Source organism: Devosia sp. 67-54, assembly GCF_001899075.1.
GTDB lineage: Bacteria > Pseudomonadota > Alphaproteobacteria > Rhizobiales > Devosiaceae > Devosia_A.
The window spans coordinates 585501-606176 of record NZ_MKVA01000005.1; the positions used below are offsets into that span (position 1 = coordinate 585501).

A 20676-nucleotide genomic window follows, 5' to 3' on the forward strand; every position below is an offset into this window, starting at 1 on the left:
CCCAAAGAGCCCCGTGCCCTAGCCGGCGCGGGGCTCTTCGTTTGCGGCTTTAACGTCGCCGAGCGGCCAGGGGAACTTGATCTTGTTGAGCAGGTCGCGCTTCTGCTTCAGCGAGGCGCCGGCGCCGTAGTCGGGCCGGTCGAACTCGTGGCCCATCAGGTCGGTCTGCAGCCGGTCGGGCGCGCCGGCGGCGAGGATGCGATCCTGGAAGCTGTGCCGGAACGAGTAGAGCACGTGCCGCGGGGTCGGTCGCAGCTTGTTCTGGCGCAAAAAGGCATTGATCACATTGGAGAGGTAATCTTCCTTGTCGGCGTAGCGAAGGAAGCCCGCCGGCTGCTGCTTGATCAATTCTTTCGCGGCCCAGAGGGCGCAGCCGACCAGCGGGATTTCGCGATAGGAATACTCGGTCTTGACCCGGCGATCGTCACGCTCGGTGACGCGGATGTAGGGGATCTTTGCGTCCAGCACGAAATCCACACCGCGCAGGTTGCACAGCTCGCTCGGCCGCGCTCCCGTCTCGATGATGAGATAGACGACTGTGCGCGCTTCGATGTTGAGGCCGTCGAGGCGGCCCGGGACGAGGAAGTTCTTGCAGATGAAGTCGCCGTCGTACGGTAGCCACTTCCTGGACTTGGTACGTGCGGTGCTCTTCACCCGGACCTTGGCCCACACGTCGCCGAAGTGCGACAGCATCGTTTCATCGACGACCGTGATCATGCCCTTGAGATCGGAAAATGACCGGTTGATGGTGTCGGCGCGCAGGTGCTCGCGCTCCATCTTGTCGACCCACCAGTCGCGAAACATGATCACGTCGGCGCGGCTGATGTAGCGCAACTCCTTGTTGCCCATCACCTTGATCGCATAGTCGATGGCGCGGTGCCGGGGCGTCTCGTGCTTGCGGTACTGGTTGGGCGAGAGGCTGCTCAGGTAGGCGCGTCTGTTGCGTTCGTACAGCGACCACAGGTCTGACAGGCGCGGCGACGGCTCCTCGGCAGTGCCGGTGATTGCCTCGACAGCTCCCTCGGTGCCGCGCGTGTCGTGCTCGAGGGCAGCATCGAGGCGGCTCAGCACCTCGCGTGGATTGGCCTCGCTGAGGATTTCCTGCATCGTGCGGTAAGAAAAGCCCAGCGAGTGTGCGAGCTTGGTCGCAGCGCGATACCGGTCCGTGGCGTCGACGGCCTTATCGCCCTGCAGCAGCGCGGACCAGAACTGATTGAGACCTTCCTCGACGACGGCGGCGCGCGCCTTGGCGACGCTGAAATCGCGGGTGCCCAGCGAGTGTCGCACCTTGGGGCGCCGGTCGAGGTGCGCAACCGATCTGGGCACACGCCGGACATACTCGTAAATCTGGTTTTCGGGGCGGCGAACGATGTGATTGGCAGTTGGCAAATCGGCCTCGCTGGATGCCCTCATGGGCTCCATTTTGTGCTCCGATTTGTGCTCCAATTCCGGCTGCGGGATCAATCCTAATTCGCAATGCAATAGCTTAGCGTATTGAAAACGCTCACGTATTCTGTGTCTCGGGTCCTGAAAAATTGGCTCCGCGAGTAGGACTCGAACCTACGACCCAGCGGTTAACAGCCGCTTGCTCTACCAACTGAGCTATCGCGGAACATTGGCAGGCCCGAAGGCAGCGCCCGTGTAGAGGATTTGATTTCCTTTGCCAAGGGGCATTCACCGGCCATCTGCACGTGCCGCCCGCAGGGTTAAATTTGCGAGGTCCTGCGGGGTGTTGACGTTGAGGAACGGGTCGTCGTCGCGCAGCGCCGCGTAGTCGAGCCGCGCCGTGCGCAAACCGCCGGCAAGGCGCTTGAGGCTGTGCGGTGCGGTGCCGGCGCGCAGCCCGGCCGGCAGGTCGCGCACCGCAGCGAGTCGCCACAGCGCATTGGTCGGATAGTCCTGCGTGCCGTAGCAGCCCATGACGCAGTCCGCCCTCGGCGCGAGCGCCACGGCCCGCGCAAGGAAATCGGCCGGAAAGAACGGCGTGTCGACCGTAAGGCTCAGCAGCCAGGCGGCGCTTGTATCTGCCAGCGCGTCGATCGCCGCGGCCAGTCCCGCCAGCGGGCCCGCATAGTCGCAGGGCAGGTCGGCGATGGCGCGGCCGGCAGGCGGCGCGAAGCCGGTCGGGCCCACGGCGACGAGGATCGGCTCGCACCCCGCCACCGCAGCAAGCGCGCGCTCGATCAGCGGGCGGCCGCCGATCTCGAGCAGCGCCTTGTTGGTGCCGCCCAGCCGCTCGCCTTTGCCGCCGGCAAGGATCACCGCGGCGATAGGGCCTAGCTCGGGCGCCATCGCCGCAGCACCAGCATCAGCACGATTCCGGCGATCAGGCCCCAGAAGGCGCCGCCGATGCCGAGCACGGTCACCCCCGAGGCGGTGGTGACGAAGGTGAGGATCGCCGGCAGGCGCGAGTCCTCGGCCTGGAGCGAGCCGGCGAGCGCCGCGGCGAGGCTGGGCAGCAGCGCGAGGCCGGCGACCGCCTCGATCAGGATCGGCGGCGAGGCGGCGATGAAGGCGGCGGCGAGCGTCGCCAGCAGCGCCAGCGCCAGATAGGCGACGCCGGAGGCCACCGGCGCCACCCAGCGGCGCGCCGGATCGGGATGCGCTTCCGGCCCGGCCATCAGCGCCGCGGTGATGGCGGCGAGGTTGACGGTGATGCCGCCGAGCAGGGCGACCAGCGCGCTGGCGATGCCGGTCACAACGAAGGCCGGTCCCGGCGCCACCTCGAAGCCGTTGGCGCGCATCACCGCGATGCCGGTCAGGTTCTGCGACGCCATGGTGATGACGAACAGCGGCAGCGCCAGCTTCACCAGCGCCTCGAGCGTGAGCACCGGCATGACCAGATGCGGCGATGGTGGCGCCACCGCCAGCGCCCCCGGCGGCAGGTTGGCCGAGACTCCGAGCACGATCGCCGTGGCGACCACCGCCAGCGGCACGGCGTAGCGGCGCGCGAATTTGAGTCCGATCACCCAGGCAGCGAGGATCGGCAGCGCCAGCCAGGGCAGCTCGCCCACCGCCCGGATCGGGGCGAGGCAGAGATCGAGCAGCACGCCGGCCAGCATCGCCGCGGCCACCGGCGCGGGGATCATCGCCACCGCCCGCGCCAGCGGCTTGATGAAGCCGCAGGCGACGATCAGCGCCGCAGTCATCAGCAGGCCGCCGGTGATGGCGGGAAAGCCGCCGGCGATCGGCTGCAGCGTCAGCAGGAAGGCGGCGCCCGGGGTCGACCAAGCGAAGCTCAGCGGCGTGCGCAGCCGCCAGGCGACGATGGCGTTGAGCAGGCCGAGCGCGACGCAGACCGCCAGCAGTCCCGAGGCGGCCTCGTCGGGGCTGGCCCCGACATGGGCGAGGCCGCCGAGCACCAGGGTGAAGGTGCTGGCATAGCCCACCAGCGCCGCCAGCACGCCGGCGAGGATCGGCTGCGCGACATCGGCGGCACGCGGCGTTGACGCTGGTGAGAAGGCCGGGGACATCGCGGATCCGCGAAAAGGAGTGGAGGCCACGTCCGGAATCGAACCGGAATACACGGATTTGCAATCCGCTGCGTAACCACTCCGCCACGTGGCCTCGACGCGGCGCTGTTTATGGCAGTCGAGGCGTTTCCGCAAGGTTAGCGGCGCGCCTTGCCCGGCTGATGGCGCGGCGCTATGCACGGGTTCTTCCCGTTGCAGGACGTTTCCGATGACCGACTTCGCGCATGCCCGCAAACTCATGGTGGACAACCAGCTTCGCACCCATGGCATCACCGACCGGCGGCTGCTGGGGGCGATGGGGCAGGTGCCGCGCGAGCTGTTCGTGCCGCCGGTGCGGCGGCCGCTGGCCTATATCGACGAGGCGCAGCCGATCAGCGCCACGCGCAAGCTCGGCCCGCCGGCGCCGTTCGCCAGGCTGATCCAGCTGGCGACGATCGAGAGCACCGACCTGGTGCTCGATCTGGGTTGCGGCACCGGCTATTCGAGCGCCGTCCTTGGCGAGCTCGCCGAGCGCGTCGTCGCCGTGGAGGAGGATGCGGCGCTGGCCTCGGCGGCGCGCAAGGCGCTGGCCGCGCTCGGCGCCGGCAATGTCAGTGTCGTCGAAGGCAAGCTCACCACCGCCGGCAGCGGGCAGGGGCCGTACGACGTGATCGTGGTCGAGGGCACGATGGCCGACGTGCCCCAGGCCCTGTTCGACCAGCTCAAGCCCGAGGGGCGGCTCGTCGCCTATATCGGCGGCGAGGGCAAGGTGCCGGTGGCCAACCTCTTCGCCAAGTCGGGCAAGGGGATCGCCGCGCGCGCCGATTTCGACGGGCGGCTGCCGCCGCTGGTCAAGAGCGACACCGACAGCTTCGTGTTCTGAGCCTCGCCGCCGCTTACTAAACGGCGCTTAGCATGTGTTGCCCATGCACCACGCAGGCGCTGAATCGACTGTTAAATTTCGGTAGGTCTTGCGACGGAAAGTTGTGCGACCCAACTGCCGGGCATAGGGTGCCGGGGCTGGAGGCCGTTTTATGGTGTTCTTTCGTAGTGTGCGGGCGGGCGCGCTAGCAATTGTGATGTGTTCGGTGCCGGCGATGGCGCATGCGGAGACGCTGCGCGAAGCCCTCACCAGTGCGTATCTCAACAACCCGACCATCCTGTCGTCGTTGCTCAATGTGAAGGCAACGGCCGAAAATATTGCGCTGGCCAAGGCGGCGCAGCGGCCGTCGATCGGGGCGTCGGCCTCGGTCACGCAAAGTTATGTGCCGGGCTATGCGGTGCCCCCGCCGGTGGGAACCGTCGGGGCCAGCATCACCCAGACCATCTTCGACAATTTCAAGAGCGATGCCGACATCGAGGCGGCGCGGGCGCTGACCGAGGCCAGCCGCTATGCGCTGCAGAACGCCGAGCAGAACGTCCTTCTGGCGGTGGTGCAGGCCTATATGGGCGTCATCCAGAACACCCAGCTCGTGCAGTTGCGCCAGGCCAACGTCAAATTCTACCAGGCGCAGGTCGACAGCGCCAACGACCGGCTGAAGATCGGCGAGGGCACCAAGATCGACGTGTCGCAGGCGCAGGCGCGTCTGGCGCAGGGCACCGCGTCGTACCAGTCGGCGGTGTCGGCGCTGCAGACCAGCCAGGCCACCTATGAGCGTTATGTCGGCCATAAGCCGCGCAACCTCACCTCGAGCTACAGCCTCGGCAAGCTGATGCCGCGCAGCGTCGATGCGGCGGTGAAGGAAGCGGTGGCGGCCAATCCCGCCATCCTTTCGGCCAAGGCGGCGATCCGTGCGGCGCAGGCCAATTCCGATTCCGCCAACGCCGCCTTCGGGCCGACGCTGACGGCCGCCGGCTCGCTCGGCGCCACCGTGTTCGGCGGCGGCGCGACCACGCCGTCGGTGCCGACGGCGAGCGTCAAGTTCAGCCTCACCGTGCCGATCTATGGCGGCGGCGCGCTGGGCGCCAGCATCCGCAAGGCCAACATCAACCAGGTCAAGAGCGAGGTCGACGCGCTGGCGGCGCGCGACCAGATCAAGGAATCGGTGATCACCGCCTGGAGCACGCTGCAGAACGCCTCGGCCCAGATTACCTCCGCCAATTCGGCGGTGTCGGCCGGCGACCTCAGCCTGCAGGGCACCATCCAGGAGCGCGACGTGGGGCAGGCGACGACGCTCGACGTGCTCAACGCCCAGTCCGAGCTGACGTCGGTCAAGGAAGGGCTGATTCAGGCCAATGCCAGCAAGGTGATCGCCTCGTTTGCGCTGGTCGCGGCGACCGGCCATCTCACCGCCGCCGATCTCGGGCTCAACGTCGAGGTCAAGACCGGCGAGGACTACATCGCCAAGGTCGAAGACGTCTGGGCAGAACTGCGCGCGCTCGACTGAGCGCGCGTTTACCCGACTCTGTCGCGGTGCTAGCCCTCAGGCGCCCTGCCCATTGCGGCAGGAAGCTTGGGGGAAAATTCTATGAAAACGCTGCCGTTCTGGTTCCTGGCGCTGGGCACGCTGTTCGTCATCGTGGGGATGGCGTGGGGCATCCAGATGTCGATGACGCAGGATTTCACGCTGGCGCCGGCGCACGCCCACAACAACCTCGTCGGCTTCGTCGTCATGGCCGTCTACGGGGTCTACTACCGGCTGGTGCCGGCGGCGGCCGCCAGGCCGCTGGCGGTGGTGCATTTCTGGACGGCGCTGCTGGGCGTGCTGACATTCGTTCCGGGCATCGCCCTGGCCGTCACCGGCAAGGGTGAAATTCTCGCCGCCGTCGGCTCGATCCTCGTGCTGGTGTCGATGCTGATCTTCGGCTGGACGGTGTGGACCAACAAGGCCGGCCTCACCAACGCCTGACGGCGCGGCGCCCGTGTCCGGGTCGGCCGATCCGGACGCAAAGGCTGGGGAAGATCGCGGCGGGCCAAGGCTTTGCGTCGCAAAAATCACCATATCGGCCTAGAGTGACCGGTGGCGAATCAAGCGCAGTTTTTGCGGGATTGCGCGCTCGTCCAGTGTTCGAATGAGGCCTTGATGAACAAACCGGCGACCAAAGAGCCGTCAATGGACGAGATTCTGTCGTCCATCAGGCAGATCATTGCCGATGATGACGCTGCGGTCGCGCCGCCGCCGGCCCGGCCGGCCACCGCCGCTGCGCCGGCGCCGCAGCCGATCAAGCCCGCAATGTCGCCGCCGGCCGCCGCCGCGCCGAGGTCCGCACCCCAGCCGGCCCCGGCCGCGCCGCTGGCCCTGTCGCCGGCGCAGATGCTCGATCCGGAACCTGCCGCAGCCAGAAATGACTTCTCGGCGATGCTGGCCGAGTTCGAGCCGGAGCCGGCCGACGCCGATCCGGCCGCCGCGTTCCTCGCCGACGAGCCGGAACTGATCGATCCGGAAGACGTGGCCTTCGAGCCCGAGCCCGAGCCGGATCCCGAACCGGCGCCTGCACCGGAGCCCGTACGCGCGCCCGAGCCGGCGCCCGTCGCAACGGCGCCGGAGCCGCCGCCCGCGCCGTCGCCCCGGGTCGAGGCGGCTGCCGTTCCGCCGCCGCGCCCGGCGATGTCGGTCTCGCAGGCCGCGCCGCTGCCCGACCCGACGCTGTCGAACGACATGGCGGAGCAATTGCTGGCGCCCGCCACCGACGCGGCGGTGCAGGGCGCGATGTCGCGGCTCGGCGCCGTCGCCAGCATGGGGATCGGCGGCATGACCGTCGAGGCGATGATCCGCGAGATGCTCAAGCCCATGCTCAAGGACTGGCTGGACGAAAACCTGCCGGCGCTGGTCGAGCGCATGGTGGAAAAGGAAATCGCCCGCATTTCGCGCGGCGTGAAGTAGCCGTCCGAACGCTGGCGGCTGTTGACTTTGCGCCACCGGCCTTGCTTTAGACCCTGACTCCCGATTTCTCGCCCGCCCGGCACCGCGGCGGGCCGCTGCTGCTGGACCATCATGCTCGAAAAGACTTACGAACCAGGCGCCGTCGAAGGCCGCATCTACCAGACCTGGCAGGACGCCGGCGCGTTCAAGGCCGGAGCGGGGGCGCGCAAGGGCGCCGACACCTTCACCATCGTCATCCCGCCGCCCAACGTGACGGGCTCGCTGCATATCGGGCACGCGCTCAACAACACCATCCAGGACATCCTCGTCCGCTACAACCGCATGCGCGGCAAGGACGTGCTGTGGCAGCCGGGCACCGACCATGCCGGCATCGCCACGCAGATGATCGTCGAGCGCCAGCTCATGGAGCGGCAGCAGCCGTCGCGGCGCGAGCTGGGGCGCGAGAAATTCCTCGAGCGGGTGTGGGCGTGGAAGGCCGAAAGCGGCGGCGCCATCCTCAACCAGCTCAAGCGGCTGGGCGCGTCGGCCGACTGGTCGCGCGAACGCTTCACCATGGACGAAGGCCTCAGCGAGGCCGTCCGCAAGGTGTTCATCTCGCTCTACGAGAAGGGGCTGATCTACCGCGCCAAGCGGCTGGTCAACTGGCATCCCGGGCTCGAGACCGCGATCTCCGACCTCGAGGTCGAGAACATCGAGACCAACGGCAAGATGTGGCACCTGAGCTACCCGATCGAGAACTCGACCGAGACGATCGTGGTGGCGACGACGCGGCCCGAGACCATGCTCGGCGACGTGGCGGTGGCGGTGAACCCCGAAGACCCGCGCTACAAGGGGGTGGTCGGCAAATACGCCATCCTGCCGTTGGTCGGCCGCCGCATTCCGATCGTCGCCGACGACTACGCCGACCCGGAAATGGGCTCGGGCGCGGTGAAGATCACTCCGGCGCACGATTTCAACGACTTCGAGGTTGGGCAGCGCCATCACCTCAAGCCGATCAACATCTTCACCCCCGACGCCCGCATCAACGCCAACGCGCCGAAGGAATTTCGCGGCCTCGACCGGTTCGAGGCGCGCCAGAAGGTGCTCGAGGCGCTGGAGGAGCTGGGGGCCGTCCTCTGGGTCGAGGACAAGAAGATCATGGTGCCCTATGACGAAAAGACCAAGCAGGTCGTCATCGAGCCGTTCCTCACCGACCAGTGGTTCGTGAACGCCGAGGTGCTGGCCAAGCCGGCGCTCGCCTCGGTCAAGGACGGGCGCACCAGATTCGTCCCGCAGATGTGGGAGAACACGTATTTCTCGTGGATGGAGAACATCAAGCCGTGGTGCATCTCGCGCCAGCTCTGGTGGGGCCATCAGATTCCGGCCTGGTACGGGCCGCGGCTCAATACCGATCCCGAGTTCGGCAAGCCCGATGCCGGTCCGAAGATCTTCGTCGCCGCCACCGAGGACCAGGCGCGCAAGGACGCGCTCGCCTATTACGGCCGGCAGATCGAGATGCATACCTCCGGCCTCGGCTCCAGCAGCTTCCAGAAGGCGGTGGCCGAGTTCGAGCGCATCCAGCGCGACCGGCAGTCGCCGTCGGTCTGGGCTTCGCGCAAGGCGCAGGACCCGTTCGCCGAGCTCGCCGATTCCAAGGTGCCGATGCATCGCGACGAAGACGTGCTCGACACCTGGTTCTCGTCGGCGCTGTGGCCGTTCTCGACACTCGGCTGGCCGGAACAGACGCCCGAGCTCGCCCGCTATTACCCGACCAACGTGCTGGTCACCGGCTTTGACATCATCTTCTTCTGGGTCGCCCGGATGATGATGATGGGCCTCGAATTCATGGGCAAGGAGCCGTTCGACACGGTCTATGTGCATGCCCTGGTGCGCGACGAGCACGGCCTCAAGATGAGCAAGACCAAGGGCAACGTCATCGACCCGCTGAACCTGGTGGACGAATACGGCGCCGACGCCACCCGCTTCACGCTGGCGGCGATGGCGGCGCAGGGCCGCGACATGCGGCTCGCCTTGAGCCGCGTCGAGGGCTACCGCAACTTCGTCACCAAGCTGTGGAACGCCGCGCGCTTCCTCGAAATGAACGGCTGCGTGCGCAAGGCGACGTTCGCGCCCAACAAGGTCAACCTGCCGCTCAACCGCTGGATCGTCGGTGCCACGGCGCGCGCCGTGGCCGCCGTGCAGGGCGCCATCGGCGACTACAAGTTCAACGAAGCCGCCAACGCCGCCTACGATTTCGTCTGGGGCACCTATTGCGACTGGTATGTCGAGCTCGCCAAGCCGGTGCTGACCGGCGAGTCGGAGGCCGAAAAGCAGGAAACGCAGGCGACTGCCGCGTACATTCTCGACCAGATCCTGAAGCTTTTGCATCCGTTCATGCCCTTCGTCACCGAAGAGCTCTGGGGCGAGACCGGCAAGTCCGGGCCGCCGCGCGACCGGCTGCTGGCGCTCAGCGAGTGGCCGATGCTCACCGGCCTCGAGGACAAGGCGGCCGATGCCGAGGTGGAATGGCTGATCGCCGTCGTCTCCGGCATCCGCTCGGTGCGCACCGAAATGAACGTGCCGGCGGCGGCCAAGATTCCGCTGGTGATCGTCGGGGCGGGCGAAGAGACCGGCACGCGTGTCGAGGGCCAGCTCGCCGCGCTCAGCCGCATGGCGCGGCTGGGTGAGGTGTCCTACGGCGACGAGGTGCCCGAGAGCTCGGCGCAACTGGTCATCGGCGAGGCGACTTTCGCGCTGCCGCTCAAGGGCATCATCGATTTCGACGCCGAGCGCGTCCGCCTCAAGCGTGAGATCGCCAAGGAAGAGGTGGAGATCGCCAAGATCGACAAGAAGCTCGGCAACGAGCAGTTCGTCGCCAAGGCGCCGCCCGAAGTCATCGAGGAACAGCGCGAGCGGCGCGCCGAGGCGGTGGCGCGGCTCGAGCGGCTGAAGGCGGCGCTGGCCCGCCTCAGCTAGGCGCGGCGGCGGAGGATCGGATGGACGACGCCAAAGCTTCCCGCCGCAGCAGGCCGACCGTCCGCGAGGCGACCGAGTTCGACGCCACCGCCTTCGTCTTCGACGGCAAGGGCGGGGTGAAGCCGGTGGACTTCCCGGCCGTCGCGGCCGAGCCGCCGGCCAAGGGCTTCCTGCTGATCGCCGGCAGCCTGTCCTCGCCCGACTTCCGCGTCTGGCTGCACGACAATCTCGAAGCGCCCGCGGCCGAGGGGCTGACCGCGGTCGACCAGCACGCCCGTTGCACCGTGCTCGAGGACAAGGCGCTGGTGGTGCTCAAGGTGGTGCGGCCGAAAAGCGACCCGGACGACCTCAGCCGGCAGACCATGGCGCTGTGGCTCGAAAAGAGCCGCGTGGTCATCGCCAGCAAGCTGCAGCTCACCGAACTGGTGAGCGTGGCGCAATGGCAGCAATCGCGGCACGCGCCGCTCAGCCCCGCCGACCTGATCGCGCGCATGGGCATGCGGGCCGCCGATCGCGCCGAGCCGCTGGTCGAGCATCTGGGCGACCGGCTCGACAGCATCGAGGAGGCGATCATGGCCGCCCGCGGCCACGAGCATCGCAACGACCTCACCCGGCTGCGCCGCTCGCTCATCAGCCTCAGGCGCCTGCTGTGGCCGCAGCGCGACGTGCTCAACACGCTCGAAATCGAGGATCTGTCGTTCCTCACCACCCGCGACCGGGCGCGGCTGCGGGAGGCGTCGGCCCGCAGCGCCCGGCTCGGTGACGAGCTGCAGATCCTGGCCGAGCGGGCGGCGCTGGTGCACGAGCAGGTGCTCGACACCCGCGCCGAGCAGATGAACCGCACCATGCTGGTGCTGACTGCGGCCACGGTCATCGCCATGCCGATGACGGTGGTGTCCGGCCTCCTCGGCATGAATGTCGCCGGTATCCCGTTCTCGCAGAGCCCCGAGGCGTTCTGGTTCGTGGTGGTCGGGCTCGCCGTCGTCGGCAGCGCCATGGTGTGGTTCATGCGCACGCGCAAATGGCTGTAGCCGCCGGGCCACGGCGGCATTTGTGCCATTCCTGCAACAGCGATTGCGAATCCTGAACGGGAGCTGAACCGGCAACCATTCGGTAGGTCCTGACGCCACAATCTCTCCCCAAACGGAGGCGAGGACGGGATCAGGGAACGGGGCTCGAAGCGGCGAAGATCGCGACGAGCCTGCAGCGTACCGGAGTGGCCGGTTCCGATCTTGCACCCTTAGCGGGCCGCGCGGATAAGCGCTTGTTTGGAAGCGCTCTAAACGCGGGCGACGCCAGGGGAGTGGACTGATGGATAGCAACTACGTCGACAAATCGCGGCTGCCGAGCCGGCATGTGACAGAAGGGCCGGAGCGCGCGCCGCACCGCTCCTACCTCTATGCCATGGGGCTCACGAGCCAGCAGATTCACCAGCCGCTGGTCGGCGTGGCGACGGCGTGGAACGAGGCCGCTCCCTGCAACATCTCGCTGCAGCGCCAGGCGCAGGCGGTCAAGAAGGGCGTCGCCGCCAATCACGGCACGCCACGCGAATTCACCACCATCACCGTCACCGACGGCATGGCGATGGGCCATGCCGGCATGAAGTCCTCGCTGGCGTCGCGCGACGTCATCGCCGACTCGGTCGAGCTCACCATGCGCGGCCACAGCTACGACGCGCTGGTCGCCATGGCCGGCTGCGACAAGAGCCTGCCGGGCATGATGATGGCGATGATCCGGCTCAACGTGCCGTCGATCTTCATCTATGGCGGCACCATCCTGCCCGGCCGCTACCAGGGCCGCGACATCGTGGTGCAGGATCTGTTCGAGGCGGTGGGCCTGCATTCGGTCGGCAAGATGGACGACGAGACGCTGGACGAGATGGAGCGCGTGGCGTGCCCCTCGGCCGGCTCCTGCGGCGGCCAGTACACCGCCAACACCATGGCCATGGTGGCCGAGGCCATCGGCCTTGCGCTCCCCTACAGCTGCGGCGCACCGGCGCCCTACGAGATTCGCGACGCCTTCTGCGCCGCCGCCGGCGAGCAGGTGATGGAGCTGCTGAAGACGCAGCTCCGGCCGCGCCAGATCGTCACCCGCAAGGCCTTCGAGAACGCCGCCATGACGGTCGCCGCCACCGGTGGCTCGACCAATGCGGCGCTGCATCTGCCGGCGATGGCGCACGAGGCCGGCATCGCGTTCGACCTGTTCGACGTCGGCGAAATCTTCCGCCGGACGCCCTATATCGGCGACCTCAAGCCGGGCGGGAAATACGTCGCCAAGGATCTGTTCGAGGCCGGCGGCATCCCGCTGGTGATGAAGGCGCTGCTCGAGGGCGGATACCTGCACGGCGACTGCATGACGGTGACCGGCAAGACCGTCGCCGAGAACCTCGCCAACGTGAAATGGAACGACAAGCAGGACGTCGTGCGCCCCACCAGGAGCCCGATCTCGCCCACCGGCGGCGTCGTCTCGCTCAAGGGCAATCTCGCCCCCGACGGGGCCATCGTGAAGGTCGCCGGGCTCAAGACCCAGCGCTTCGTCGGGCCGGCGCGCGTCTTCGACACCGAGGAAGCCTGCTTCGAGGCGGTCAATACGCGGACCTACAAGGAAGGCGACGTGCTCGTCATCCGCTATGAGGGCCCCAAGGGCGGCCCGGGCATGCGCGAGATGCTGTCGACCACGGCGGCGCTCTACGGCCAGGGCATGGGCGACAAGGTCGCGCTCATCACCGACGGCCGCTTTTCGGGCGCGACGCGCGGCTTCTGCATCGGCCATGTCGGGCCGGAGGCGGCGGTCGGCGGTCCGATCGCGCTGATCAGGGACGGCGACATCATCACCCTCGACGCCGTCACCGGGGAAATCTCGGTGAATGTCAGCGAGGACGAGTTTGCCCGGCGCAGGACGAGCTGGGCGCCGCGCGAGTCCGAATATGGCTCGGGCGCGATCTGGAAGTATGCCCAGCTCGTGGGGCCGGCGCGCTACGGGGCGCTGACCAATCCGGGCGCGAAGGGCGAAAAGGAGCAGTATGCGGATATCTAGAGGTGCCTCGGCCCTCATTTCCGTAAGTGTGTTGTCGGCGCTGCTTGGGGCGGCGCCGGCTTTTGCGCAGGACAAGCCGCCGCTGCCGCCTGCCGATATTCCGGGCCCCGCGGCTACCGCTCCGGCGCAGCCGATGCCCGATGCCAGCACCGCGGTCGACGCCGCGCAGGCGATGGCGAGCGCCATGGACGGCGCCGGCGGCGGCATCTCCTCGGCGGAGCAGATCGCGGCGCTGCAGGATGCGGCGACCGCCGGCGATCCGATGGCGCAGTGGCAGCTCGGGCTGATGTATGAGAGCGGCGAGGGCGTGGCGCAGGACAAGGCCAAGGCCTTCGGCTATTTCGCCCAGATCGCCGACCAGCACGCCGATACGGCGCCGCGCGGCGTCGAAGCCGATATCGTCGCCCACTCCTTCGTCAAGATGGGCGAATATTACAAGGACGGCCTGCCCGAGGCGGGCATCCCCAAGGACGAGGACTATTCGATCCGCCTCCTGCTGCATGCCGCCAGCTATTTCGGCGATGCCGACGCCCAGTACCGCGTCGGCGAGATGTACCTCGACAAGAACGAGCTCGGCGACAACCCCATCCAGAGCGCGCGCTGGCTGTCGCTGGCGGCCAAGAAGGGGCACGTGCCGGCGCAGGCCAAGCTCGGCGACATCCTGTTCAACGGCGACGGCGGCCTCAAGGCCAACCGCGTCGAGGGCCTGATGTGGCTCTCGGTCGCCAACCAGCTGGCGCAGGGCACCGCCGATGCCGGCTGGATTGCCGACCTGCTCAATGCCGACATGTCGGTCGCGACCCCCGACGAGCGCAAGCAGGCCGTCGGCATGGCCGACCAGCTCGCCACGCAATTCGCCGGGCTCTAGCCCGAAAACCTGCCCCAGGCGCGGCTGAACAGCCCGGCGATGCCGCCGCGATTGCGCGGCGCCCGCGGCGGGTCGGGGAAATGCTCCGCCAACTTGCCGCGCTCGCGGCGGATGACGGTGCCGATGCCGAACCGGCACGCCCGGTCGAGGGCGGTTCGCGTGATATCGTCCATGGCTCGCTCTCCTGCCGGATGTGCAAGCTGGTCGATGCAACGATCGGAAATTCGACAGCAGCGGTCGGATGATCTTCTCAACCGGCCTGAAGTTCACTATTCTGGTCAGTATGACTAGAAATCGTGCCACATCGCCCACTGGTCCGCAGTCCGATCACTGGATGCTGCAGGACGCCAAAGCCCGCTTCAGCGAGTTGGTCCGCCGCGCTCGCAGCAGCGGCCCGCAGCACGTTACCGTGCACGGCCGCGACGAGGTCGTGGTGGTGTCGTCCGAGGAATTCGCCCGCCTGCAGGGGCGCGGCCGCACCGGGGCGGACCTGGTCGCCGCCCTGCGGGCGATCCCATGGCCGGAAGACATGGTTGAACCCGAAGGAGTGCGCGCGCCGGTCCGCGAGGTCGACTTTCCCTAGATGGCGATCACGCGCTGGCTGATCGACACCAACGTCGTTTCCGAGCTCAGGCGTTCCCGCCCAGATGCTCGGGTGGTTGGGTTCCTGTCAGCGCAGCGACTCGATTCCCTGCATATTTCCTGTGTCACGATGGCGGAGCTTCGCTACGGGGTCGCGCGGGCGGTCGACGCCGCACAGGCAGCGGAAATCGGTGGGTGGGTCGACAGGACAATTCGTCCGATGTTCGTCGGCCGAACCCTCGACGTCAGCGAAGAAACCATGCTGCGATGGCGATATCTCGTCGAAGGCGGCCGGAAGCTGGGGCATACGTTTCCGCAGCCTGATCTGATCCTCGCAGCGCAGGCGCTCGAGCACGACCTGACGCTGGTCACCCGCAACACGGCGGATTTCGAACTGGCGCACGTGCCGGTGCTCAACCCCTGGCTCGACCCGGCCGGCTGACGGCCGTTCTAGAACACGAAGCTGGCTTCCACCGGGACGTGGTCCGACGGCTTGTCCCAGCCGCGGACTTCGCGGTGCACCAGCACATCGTCGAGGCGGTCGGCGGCCTGCGGCGACAGCAGCAGGTGGTCGATGCGGATGCCGTCCTGGCGGTCCCAGCCGAAGGTCTTGAAGTCCCAGAAGGTGTAGTGCGGCTCGTCGCTCACGGCGCGCTGCGCGTCGGTGAGGCCGAGGTTCAGCAGCGTCCGCCAGCGCTCGTGGCTCTCGGGGCGGAACAGCGCGTCGCCCACCCATTTCTCCGGGAACGTCGCGTCGATCGCGGCCGGGATGATGTTGAAATCGCCGAGCAGGATGAACGGCTCCTCCAACTCCAGCCGCGCCTCGACGAAATTGATCAGCCGGTCCATCCAGCCCAGCTTGTAGGTGAATTTGTCGGTCGTCACCGGATTGCCGTTGGGCAGATAGATGCAGCAGACGCGGATGGCGCCGCTTTCGGTCGAGAACACCCCCTCGATCAGCCGCGACTGCTCGTCGCCATCGTCGCCGGGCAGGCCGCGGGTGACGTCGTCGAAGCGGTGCTTGCTGAGGATGGCGACGCCGTTCCAGCTCTTCTGACCGAAGGTCTCGACATTGTAGCCGAGCGCCTCGATCTCGAGCCGCGGGAAGGCCTCGTCGACCGACTTGATCTCCTGCAGGCAGACGACGTCGGGCGAGACCTCCTGCAGCCAGCGCAGCAGCGCGTCCATACGGGCCTTGACGCCGTTGATGTTCCAGGTGGCGATACGCATGGGCGAAACCGTAAACGTCGACTCGGCGGCCGGCAACCTCAGCCGAATACGGCGTTGCGGATCTGGTCGCGGAACGGGCCGTTGCAGCCCTCGCGCATGGTGTTGGTCATCACCGCCACGGTGGTCCGGGTCGCCGGATCGATGATCCAGTTGTTGCCCCATACGCCGCCCCAATGGACAAGGCCGCGCTTGTGCCAGCCGGAGGCCGCCGCATCCTCGATCACGGCGCCGACGAAGCCGAATTTCTGCCCCGGATCGCGCGGCCGCTCGACGCTGCCGATCTGGTTGGCGAAGGCGGCGTCGCGTGTCGCCGGCCGCAGCAGGTCGCCGGCCGCCAGGGCGTCCAGCAGCTTGATGAAATCCTGCGCCGTGCCAGCCATGCTGGAGCCGGCGCATTGCGGCCGGTCGCGCAGGAAGATGCGGCCCGGCGAGTAGATGCTGGTGGCGAACTCGTCGGTGATCGCCTGCGGCTCGGCCATGCGGAACGGCTCCGGTATGCCGTCGGCGTAGGGCACGGCCAGCCGCCCCGGATCGGTGGCATGAAAGCGGGTGTCGTCCATCCCGAGCGGGCCGGTGACATATTTCAGCACCACTGCCTCGAGGTCGTCGCCGTCACCGTTGATCGCCGCGAGCACGCCGCCGAGCACGTCGATGGACATGCCGTACTGCCAGGTCGTTCCCGGCGCGAAGGCGAGCGGCGCCCGGGCCAGCCGGCGCAGATTTTCCGCGAGGCCCATGGCCGGACCGGGGTCGGAACCGGTCGAGACGTCGTCGGGCACGTCATAGGTGACGCCCGAGGTGTGGGTCAGCAGGTGCCGGACCAGGATGCGCGGCGTCGCGCCGTCGGGCGCCTCGGGCGTGAAGAAGGGCAGGTATTTCGCCACCGGATCGTCGAGCGACAACAGCCCCCTGTCGGCCATCACCAGCGCCGCGGTGGCCACGATCGGCTTGGTGCAGGAGGCGAGGCGGAAAATCTCGTTGTCGGCGGTCCTGCGTCCCGCCTCGCGGTCGGCATAGCCGGCGGCGCGGGCAAAGACGGGCTGGCCGTCCTGGTGGATCAGCACCACGCAGCCGACGATGCGGCTTCCCAGCGCCGCGTCGATCGTGGCGTTGACTCGTTCGCTCAGGTTCATGGGCTCCTCCTGCCGGGAGGCTTTACGCCATCACACCGCGACCGAGAAGCTGGTACCGCAGCCGCAGGCGGCGACGGCGTTCGGGTTCTTGATCTGGAAGCTCTGGCCGATCAGATCGTCGACATAGTCGATTTCGGCGCCGCCCATGAATTCGAGGCTGAGCGAGTCGATCAGCACGGTGGCATTGTCCTTGGCCAGCACCAGGTCGTCGCTGGACGGGGTTTCCTGCACCAGCTTGTATTCGTACTGGAACCCCGAGCAGCCGCCGCCCGCCACGACGATGCGCAGCACCGTGCCGTCGGGCTGCTTGGCCAGCACGCGGCCGATCTTTTTCGCGGCGCGATCGGTGAGAATGACGGGATTTGGTGCTATTGCGGCCTCGGTCATGCTGCCAATCTAATATCGTTGGTTGCCGATGGAAAGGGCCGAATGAACGCGCAGGCGCCCTACGCAGCCGATCCCACCCGCAGCCGGGGCCGGCTCTATCCCGTGTCCGACAGCCCAACTCGCTCGGAATTCCAGCGCGACCGCGACCGGATCATCCATTCGACCGCGTTCCGCCGGCTGCAATACAAGACGCAGGTGTTCCTGCACCACGAGGGGCAGCATTTCCGCACAAGGCTGACGCACACGCTGGAGGTGAGCCAGATGGCGCGCTCGATCGCCCGGGCGCTGCGGCTCAACGAGGATCTGGCCGAGGCGGTGGCGCTGGCGCACGATCTGGGCCACACCCCCTTCGGCCATGCCGGCGAGCGCGTGCTCGACCGCAGGATGGCGGGCTTCGGCGGCTTCGACCATAACCTCCAGGCGCTGCGGGTCGTCACCCGGCTCGAGAACCGCTATGCCGAGCATGACGGGCTGAATCTGAGCTGGGAGACGCTGGAAGGCATCCTCAAGCACAACGGCCCGGTGGCCGGACCGGCCGTCGACGATGTGCCCCCCGGCGCCGATCTGCTGCCGCATACTCATGCCAGCCTCGAGGCGCAGGCGGCCGCCATTGCTGACGATATCGCCTACAACGCCCACGACATCGACGACGCCCTGCGCGCCGGCCTGCTGGCGCTGCCCGACCTCGCCGAGGTGCCGCTGGTCGGCCCGATCGTGGGCGAGGTGCTGGGGCGCTGGCCCGACATCGAGCGCAGCCGGCAGGCGCACGAGGTGCAGCGGCGGCTGATCACCCGCGCCATCGAGGACGTCATCGCCACCGCCGAAGCCGAGCTCGCGGCCGTCGCACCACGGTCGGCCGACGATGTCCGCCATGCCGGGCGGGCGCTGATCCATTTCTCGCCGGCCATGGCCGGCGCCGAAAAGCAGCTCAAGGCCGTCCTGTTCGAGCGCGTCTATCGCTCCGAGCCGGTGATGGCGCCGGTGCGCCGTTCGGAGGCGCTGGTGGGGGAGTTGTTCGACCGCTATCTCGCCACGGCCGACATGCCCGGCCGCTGGGGCGCCGCAGCCGCGGCGGCCGCCTCCGAAGCCGGGCGTGCCCGCATCGTCGCCGACTTCGTCGCCGGCATGACCGATCCCTACGCCGAGGCCGAGCATGCGCGCTTGTTTGACGGCAGGGGGCCGGTGGAGTAGGGGCTCCGCACCGCCAATCACGGACCGATCATGGACATTTTCGCCGATTTCGCCGCGCGCGTCGCGGCTGCGCTCAAGACCCTTTACCCCGAGGCGTCCGACGAGCTGATCGCGCGCGCCGTGGTCGAGCCGCCGCGCGATCCCGGCCATGGCGACCTCTCGTCCAACGCGGCGATGGTCATCGCCAAGCCGCTGGGCAAAAATCCGCGCGAGATCGCCGCGGCGCTCGCGGCGCAGTTCAGGACCGATCCCGACGTGGACAGCGTCGAGGTGGCCGGCCCCGGCTTTCTCAATTTCCGCCTCGACGCGCCGGTCTGGCACCGGGTGCTGAAATCGGTCGACCTGCTGGGCAGCGCCTATGGCCAGAGCGATCTGGGCAAGGGCGCCAAGGTCAATGTCGAATACGTCTCGGCCAACCCGACCGGGCCGATGCATGTGGGCCATACCCGCGGCGCGGTGTTCGGCGACGCGCTCGCCTCGCTGCTCGGCTATGTCGGCTACGACGTGACGCGCGAATACTACATCAACGACGCCGGCGGGCAGGTCGACATCCTCGCCCGTTCGGCCTTCCTGCGCTACCGCGAGGCGCTGGGCGAAAGCATCGACATTCCCGCCGGCTACTATCCGGGCGACTACCTGAAGCCGGTGGGCGAACAGCTCGCCGACAGCTATGGGCGCGAGCTGCTCGACATGCCCGAGGCCGAGTGGCTGCCGAAGGTCAAGGACCTGGCGCTCCGGATGATGATGGACCTGATCCGCACCGACCTCGCCAATCTGGGCGTCGAGCACGACGTGTTCTTTTCCGAAAAGACGCTGCACGGGCAGGGCGGCGACATCGACCTGACGCTCGCCTGGCTGCGCGAGCAGGGCCTCGTCTACCAGGGCCGGCTCGACCGCCCGAAGGGGCAGGTCGACGACGATTACGAAGACCGCGAGCAGACGCTGTTCCGCGCCACCGATTTCGGCGACGACGTCGACCGGGCGCTGGTCAAGTCCGACGGCAGCTACACCTATTTCGCCGCCGACATCGCCTACCACCGCAACAAATACCTGCGCGGCTTCACCCACATGATCAATGTGTTCGGGGCCGACCATTCGGGCTATGTCAGCCGCCTCAAGGCGGCGGTGAAGGCCGTGTCCGACGGCGCGGCAGAGGTCGACGTCAAGATCATGCAGCTGGTGCGGCTGCTCAAGAACGGCGAACCGTTCAAGATGAGCAAGCGCTCGGGCGATCTGGTGCTGCTCTCCGACGTGGTCGAGGAGGTGGGCGTCGACGCCACCCGCTTCATGCTGCTCTACCGGCGCAACGAGCAGGCGATGGACTTCGATTTCGCGCTGGTCAAGGAGCACACGCGCGACAACCCGGTGTTCTACGTGCAGTACGCGCATGCCCGCACCTGCTCGGTGTTCCGCACCGCCGAAACCGAATTGCCGGCGCTCGACCTGTCGCCCGAGGAATTGAGCCGGGCGCCGCTGGAATTGCTGGTTTCGCCGGCCGACATCGAGCTGATCAAGGCCGTGGCGCAGTGGCCGCGCGTGGTCTCGGCGGCGGCGCTTGCGCACGAGCCGCATCGTATTGCATTTTACCTGTACGAGCTGGCGGCGGCGTTCCACGCCTTCTGGGCCAAGGGCAAAGACGACAGGGCCTTACGCTTTGTTAACCCTGAGGACTTGAAACTGACGGTGGCGCGACTCGCGCTCGTGGGCGCCGTCAGGCAGGTTTTGGTCAATGGCCTCACGGTGTTGGGGGTGTCCGCTCCAGATGAGCTTTCATAATTCGGGCGCATTGGTGTGATGGTTGGCGAGCGTCTCGGCGGGGGTCGAGCAGGGGTGTCAACAACATCGTGAGCCTAGTCAATGCCGCCAGCGAGACCGCAGCAGATGTCTGATCCCGCCGATAAAACCGACGATCTTATCGCTGAACTGGCGAAGCTCATGGCTGCTGCTCCCGGCGGTTCGAAGCCTGCCGTCGCCCCCGTGCCGAAACCGGCGCCGCTGAGCAGCGTTCCGGCGGCCAC

General features: G+C 67.7%; 19 protein-coding genes and 2 tRNA genes. 12 read left to right on the top strand and 9 right to left on the bottom strand.

The features are described from left to right. Positions 1 to 18: 18 nt before the first annotated feature. From BGO82_RS07960 to BGO82_RS07980, 5 genes are all read right to left on the bottom strand, one after another. Positions 19 to 1422 carry a site-specific integrase gene (locus tag BGO82_RS07960; protein ID WP_366246928.1) on the bottom strand — a complete coding sequence of 468 codons (1404 nt, stop codon included), beginning with the start codon at positions 1420 to 1422 and terminating at the stop codon, positions 19 to 21. A 114-nt stretch (positions 1423 to 1536) separates the two neighbouring features. Then, positions 1537 to 1612, bottom strand: a tRNA-Asn gene (locus BGO82_RS07965). 62 nt (positions 1613 to 1674) lie between these two features. After that, on the bottom strand, positions 1675 to 2292 hold the full coding sequence (locus BGO82_RS07970; protein WP_291305028.1) for a molybdenum cofactor guanylyltransferase: 618 nt from the start codon (positions 2290 to 2292) through the stop codon (positions 1675 to 1677). Beyond that, positions 2277 to 3473 (bottom strand): benzoate/H(+) symporter BenE family transporter, encoded by a 1197-nt coding sequence (locus tag BGO82_RS07975; protein WP_291305029.1) that lies wholly within the window; start codon positions 3471 to 3473, stop codon positions 2277 to 2279. The genes BGO82_RS07970 and BGO82_RS07975 overlap by 16 nt, the downstream gene beginning before the upstream one ends. Before the next feature lie 20 nt (positions 3474 to 3493). Further along, a tRNA-Cys gene (locus BGO82_RS07980) sits at positions 3494 to 3567 on the bottom strand. A 114-nt stretch (positions 3568 to 3681) separates the two neighbouring features. On the opposite strand from BGO82_RS07980, the gene BGO82_RS07985 reads away from it, so the two are divergent. The 8 genes from BGO82_RS07985 (at position 3682) to BGO82_RS08020 (ending at position 14135) form a co-directional block, all read left to right on the top strand. Further along, positions 3682 to 4335 carry a protein-L-isoaspartate O-methyltransferase gene (locus BGO82_RS07985; protein ID WP_291305030.1) on the top strand — a complete coding sequence of 218 codons (654 nt, stop codon included), beginning with the start codon at positions 3682 to 3684 and terminating at the stop codon, positions 4333 to 4335. A gap of 151 nt (positions 4336 to 4486) precedes the next feature. Beyond that, complete coding sequence (locus tag BGO82_RS07990; protein WP_291305031.1) at positions 4487 to 5839, top strand: TolC family outer membrane protein; 1353 nt, start codon at positions 4487 to 4489, stop codon at positions 5837 to 5839. An 81-nt stretch (positions 5840 to 5920) separates the two neighbouring features. Beyond that, the gene (locus BGO82_RS07995; RefSeq protein WP_291305032.1) at positions 5921 to 6301 is read left to right on the top strand and encodes a hypothetical protein; all 381 of its coding nucleotides are present in this window, start codon (positions 5921 to 5923) and stop codon (positions 6299 to 6301) included. A gap of 111 nt (positions 6302 to 6412) precedes the next feature. Further along, complete coding sequence (locus tag BGO82_RS08000; protein WP_291305033.1) at positions 6413 to 7276, top strand: DUF2497 domain-containing protein; 864 nt, start codon at positions 6413 to 6415, stop codon at positions 7274 to 7276. Between the two features lie 111 nt (positions 7277 to 7387). Then, complete coding sequence (locus tag BGO82_RS08005) at positions 7388 to 10231, top strand: valine--tRNA ligase (RefSeq protein ID WP_291305034.1); 2844 nt, start codon at positions 7388 to 7390, stop codon at positions 10229 to 10231. Between the two features lie 20 nt (positions 10232 to 10251). Next, positions 10252 to 11262, top strand: a complete 1011-nt coding sequence (locus tag BGO82_RS08010; RefSeq protein ID WP_291305035.1) for a CorA family divalent cation transporter — start codon at positions 10252 to 10254, stop codon at positions 11260 to 11262. 280 nt (positions 11263 to 11542) lie between these two features. Then, the gene (gene ilvD / locus BGO82_RS08015) at positions 11543 to 13267 is read left to right on the top strand and encodes a dihydroxy-acid dehydratase (RefSeq protein ID WP_291305036.1); all 1725 of its coding nucleotides are present in this window, start codon (positions 11543 to 11545) and stop codon (positions 13265 to 13267) included. A gap of 133 nt (positions 13268 to 13400) precedes the next feature. Beyond that, complete coding sequence (locus BGO82_RS08020; protein WP_291305037.1) at positions 13401 to 14135, top strand: tetratricopeptide repeat protein; 735 nt, start codon at positions 13401 to 13403, stop codon at positions 14133 to 14135. Here BGO82_RS08020 and BGO82_RS08025 read toward each other — a convergent pair. Further along, positions 14132 to 14308 (bottom strand): hypothetical protein, encoded by a 177-nt coding sequence (locus tag BGO82_RS08025; protein ID WP_291305038.1) that lies wholly within the window; start codon positions 14306 to 14308, stop codon positions 14132 to 14134. The genes BGO82_RS08020 and BGO82_RS08025 overlap by 4 nt on opposite strands. Before the next feature lie 110 nt (positions 14309 to 14418). Between BGO82_RS08025 and BGO82_RS08030 the strand changes: the two genes are divergently transcribed. Further along, positions 14419 to 14718, top strand: a complete 300-nt coding sequence (locus tag BGO82_RS08030) for a type II toxin-antitoxin system Phd/YefM family antitoxin (protein ID WP_291305693.1) — start codon at positions 14419 to 14421, stop codon at positions 14716 to 14718. After that, positions 14719 to 15159: a type II toxin-antitoxin system VapC family toxin gene (locus tag BGO82_RS08035; RefSeq protein ID WP_291305039.1), complete on the top strand. Its 441-nt coding sequence runs from the start codon at positions 14719 to 14721 to the stop codon at positions 15157 to 15159. 8 nt (positions 15160 to 15167) lie between these two features. Here BGO82_RS08035 and xth read toward each other — a convergent pair whose 3' ends face one another. Genes xth through BGO82_RS08050 form a run of 3 tightly spaced genes read right to left on the bottom strand, consistent with a single transcriptional unit; the run spans position 15168 to position 17467 of the window. Then, the gene (gene xth, locus BGO82_RS08040) at positions 15168 to 15947 is read right to left on the bottom strand and encodes an exodeoxyribonuclease III (protein ID WP_291305040.1); all 780 of its coding nucleotides are present in this window, start codon (positions 15945 to 15947) and stop codon (positions 15168 to 15170) included. 38 nt (positions 15948 to 15985) lie between these two features. Next, complete coding sequence (locus tag BGO82_RS08045; protein ID WP_291305041.1) at positions 15986 to 17080, bottom strand: serine hydrolase domain-containing protein; 1095 nt, start codon at positions 17078 to 17080, stop codon at positions 15986 to 15988. Positions 17081 to 17110: 30 nt separating this feature from the next. Beyond that, positions 17111 to 17467: an iron-sulfur cluster assembly accessory protein gene (locus BGO82_RS08050; protein WP_291305042.1), complete on the bottom strand. Its 357-nt coding sequence runs from the start codon at positions 17465 to 17467 to the stop codon at positions 17111 to 17113. A 42-nt stretch (positions 17468 to 17509) separates the two neighbouring features. Here BGO82_RS08050 and BGO82_RS08055 point away from each other — a divergent pair, with 42 nt between their 5' ends. Together BGO82_RS08055 and argS are read left to right on the top strand one after the other, a co-directional pair. Further along, positions 17510 to 18658: a deoxyguanosinetriphosphate triphosphohydrolase gene (locus BGO82_RS08055; protein ID WP_291305043.1), complete on the top strand. Its 1149-nt coding sequence runs from the start codon at positions 17510 to 17512 to the stop codon at positions 18656 to 18658. 30 nt (positions 18659 to 18688) lie between these two features. Next, on the top strand, positions 18689 to 20434 hold the full coding sequence (gene argS, locus BGO82_RS08060) for an arginine--tRNA ligase (protein WP_291305044.1): 1746 nt from the start codon (positions 18689 to 18691) through the stop codon (positions 20432 to 20434). Positions 20435 to 20676: the final 242 nt, after the last annotated feature.

Coding starts and splice junctions, on each gene's coding strand:
- BGO82_RS07960 (WP_366246928.1), bottom strand. CDS start 1,422: ATGGAGCCCATGAGGGCATCCAGCGAGGCCGATTTGCCAACTGCCAAT.
- BGO82_RS07970 (WP_291305028.1), bottom strand. CDS start 2,292: ATGGCGCCCGAGCTAGGCCCTATCGCCGCGGTGATCCTTGCCGGCGGC.
- BGO82_RS07975 (WP_291305029.1), bottom strand. CDS start 3,473: ATGTCCCCGGCCTTCTCACCAGCGTCAACGCCGCGTGCCGCCGATGTC.
- BGO82_RS07985 (WP_291305030.1), top strand. CDS start 3,682: ATGACCGACTTCGCGCATGCCCGCAAACTCATGGTGGACAACCAGCTT.
- BGO82_RS07990 (WP_291305031.1), top strand. CDS start 4,487: ATGGTGTTCTTTCGTAGTGTGCGGGCGGGCGCGCTAGCAATTGTGATG.
- BGO82_RS07995 (WP_291305032.1), top strand. CDS start 5,921: ATGAAAACGCTGCCGTTCTGGTTCCTGGCGCTGGGCACGCTGTTCGTC.
- BGO82_RS08005 (WP_291305034.1), top strand. CDS start 7,388: ATGCTCGAAAAGACTTACGAACCAGGCGCCGTCGAAGGCCGCATCTAC.
- BGO82_RS08010 (WP_291305035.1), top strand. CDS start 10,252: ATGGACGACGCCAAAGCTTCCCGCCGCAGCAGGCCGACCGTCCGCGAG.
- ilvD (WP_291305036.1), top strand. CDS start 11,543: ATGGATAGCAACTACGTCGACAAATCGCGGCTGCCGAGCCGGCATGTG.
- BGO82_RS08020 (WP_291305037.1), top strand. CDS start 13,401: ATGCCCGATGCCAGCACCGCGGTCGACGCCGCGCAGGCGATGGCGAGC.
- BGO82_RS08025 (WP_291305038.1), bottom strand. CDS start 14,308: ATGGACGATATCACGCGAACCGCCCTCGACCGGGCGTGCCGGTTCGGC.
- BGO82_RS08030 (WP_291305693.1), top strand. CDS start 14,419: ATGACTAGAAATCGTGCCACATCGCCCACTGGTCCGCAGTCCGATCAC.
- BGO82_RS08035 (WP_291305039.1), top strand. CDS start 14,719: ATGGCGATCACGCGCTGGCTGATCGACACCAACGTCGTTTCCGAGCTC.
- xth (WP_291305040.1), bottom strand. CDS start 15,947: ATGCGTATCGCCACCTGGAACATCAACGGCGTCAAGGCCCGTATGGAC.
- BGO82_RS08045 (WP_291305041.1), bottom strand. CDS start 17,080: ATGAACCTGAGCGAACGAGTCAACGCCACGATCGACGCGGCGCTGGGA.
- BGO82_RS08050 (WP_291305042.1), bottom strand. CDS start 17,467: ATGACCGAGGCCGCAATAGCACCAAATCCCGTCATTCTCACCGATCGC.
- BGO82_RS08055 (WP_291305043.1), top strand. CDS start 17,510: ATGAACGCGCAGGCGCCCTACGCAGCCGATCCCACCCGCAGCCGGGGC.
- argS (WP_291305044.1), top strand. CDS start 18,689: ATGGACATTTTCGCCGATTTCGCCGCGCGCGTCGCGGCTGCGCTCAAG.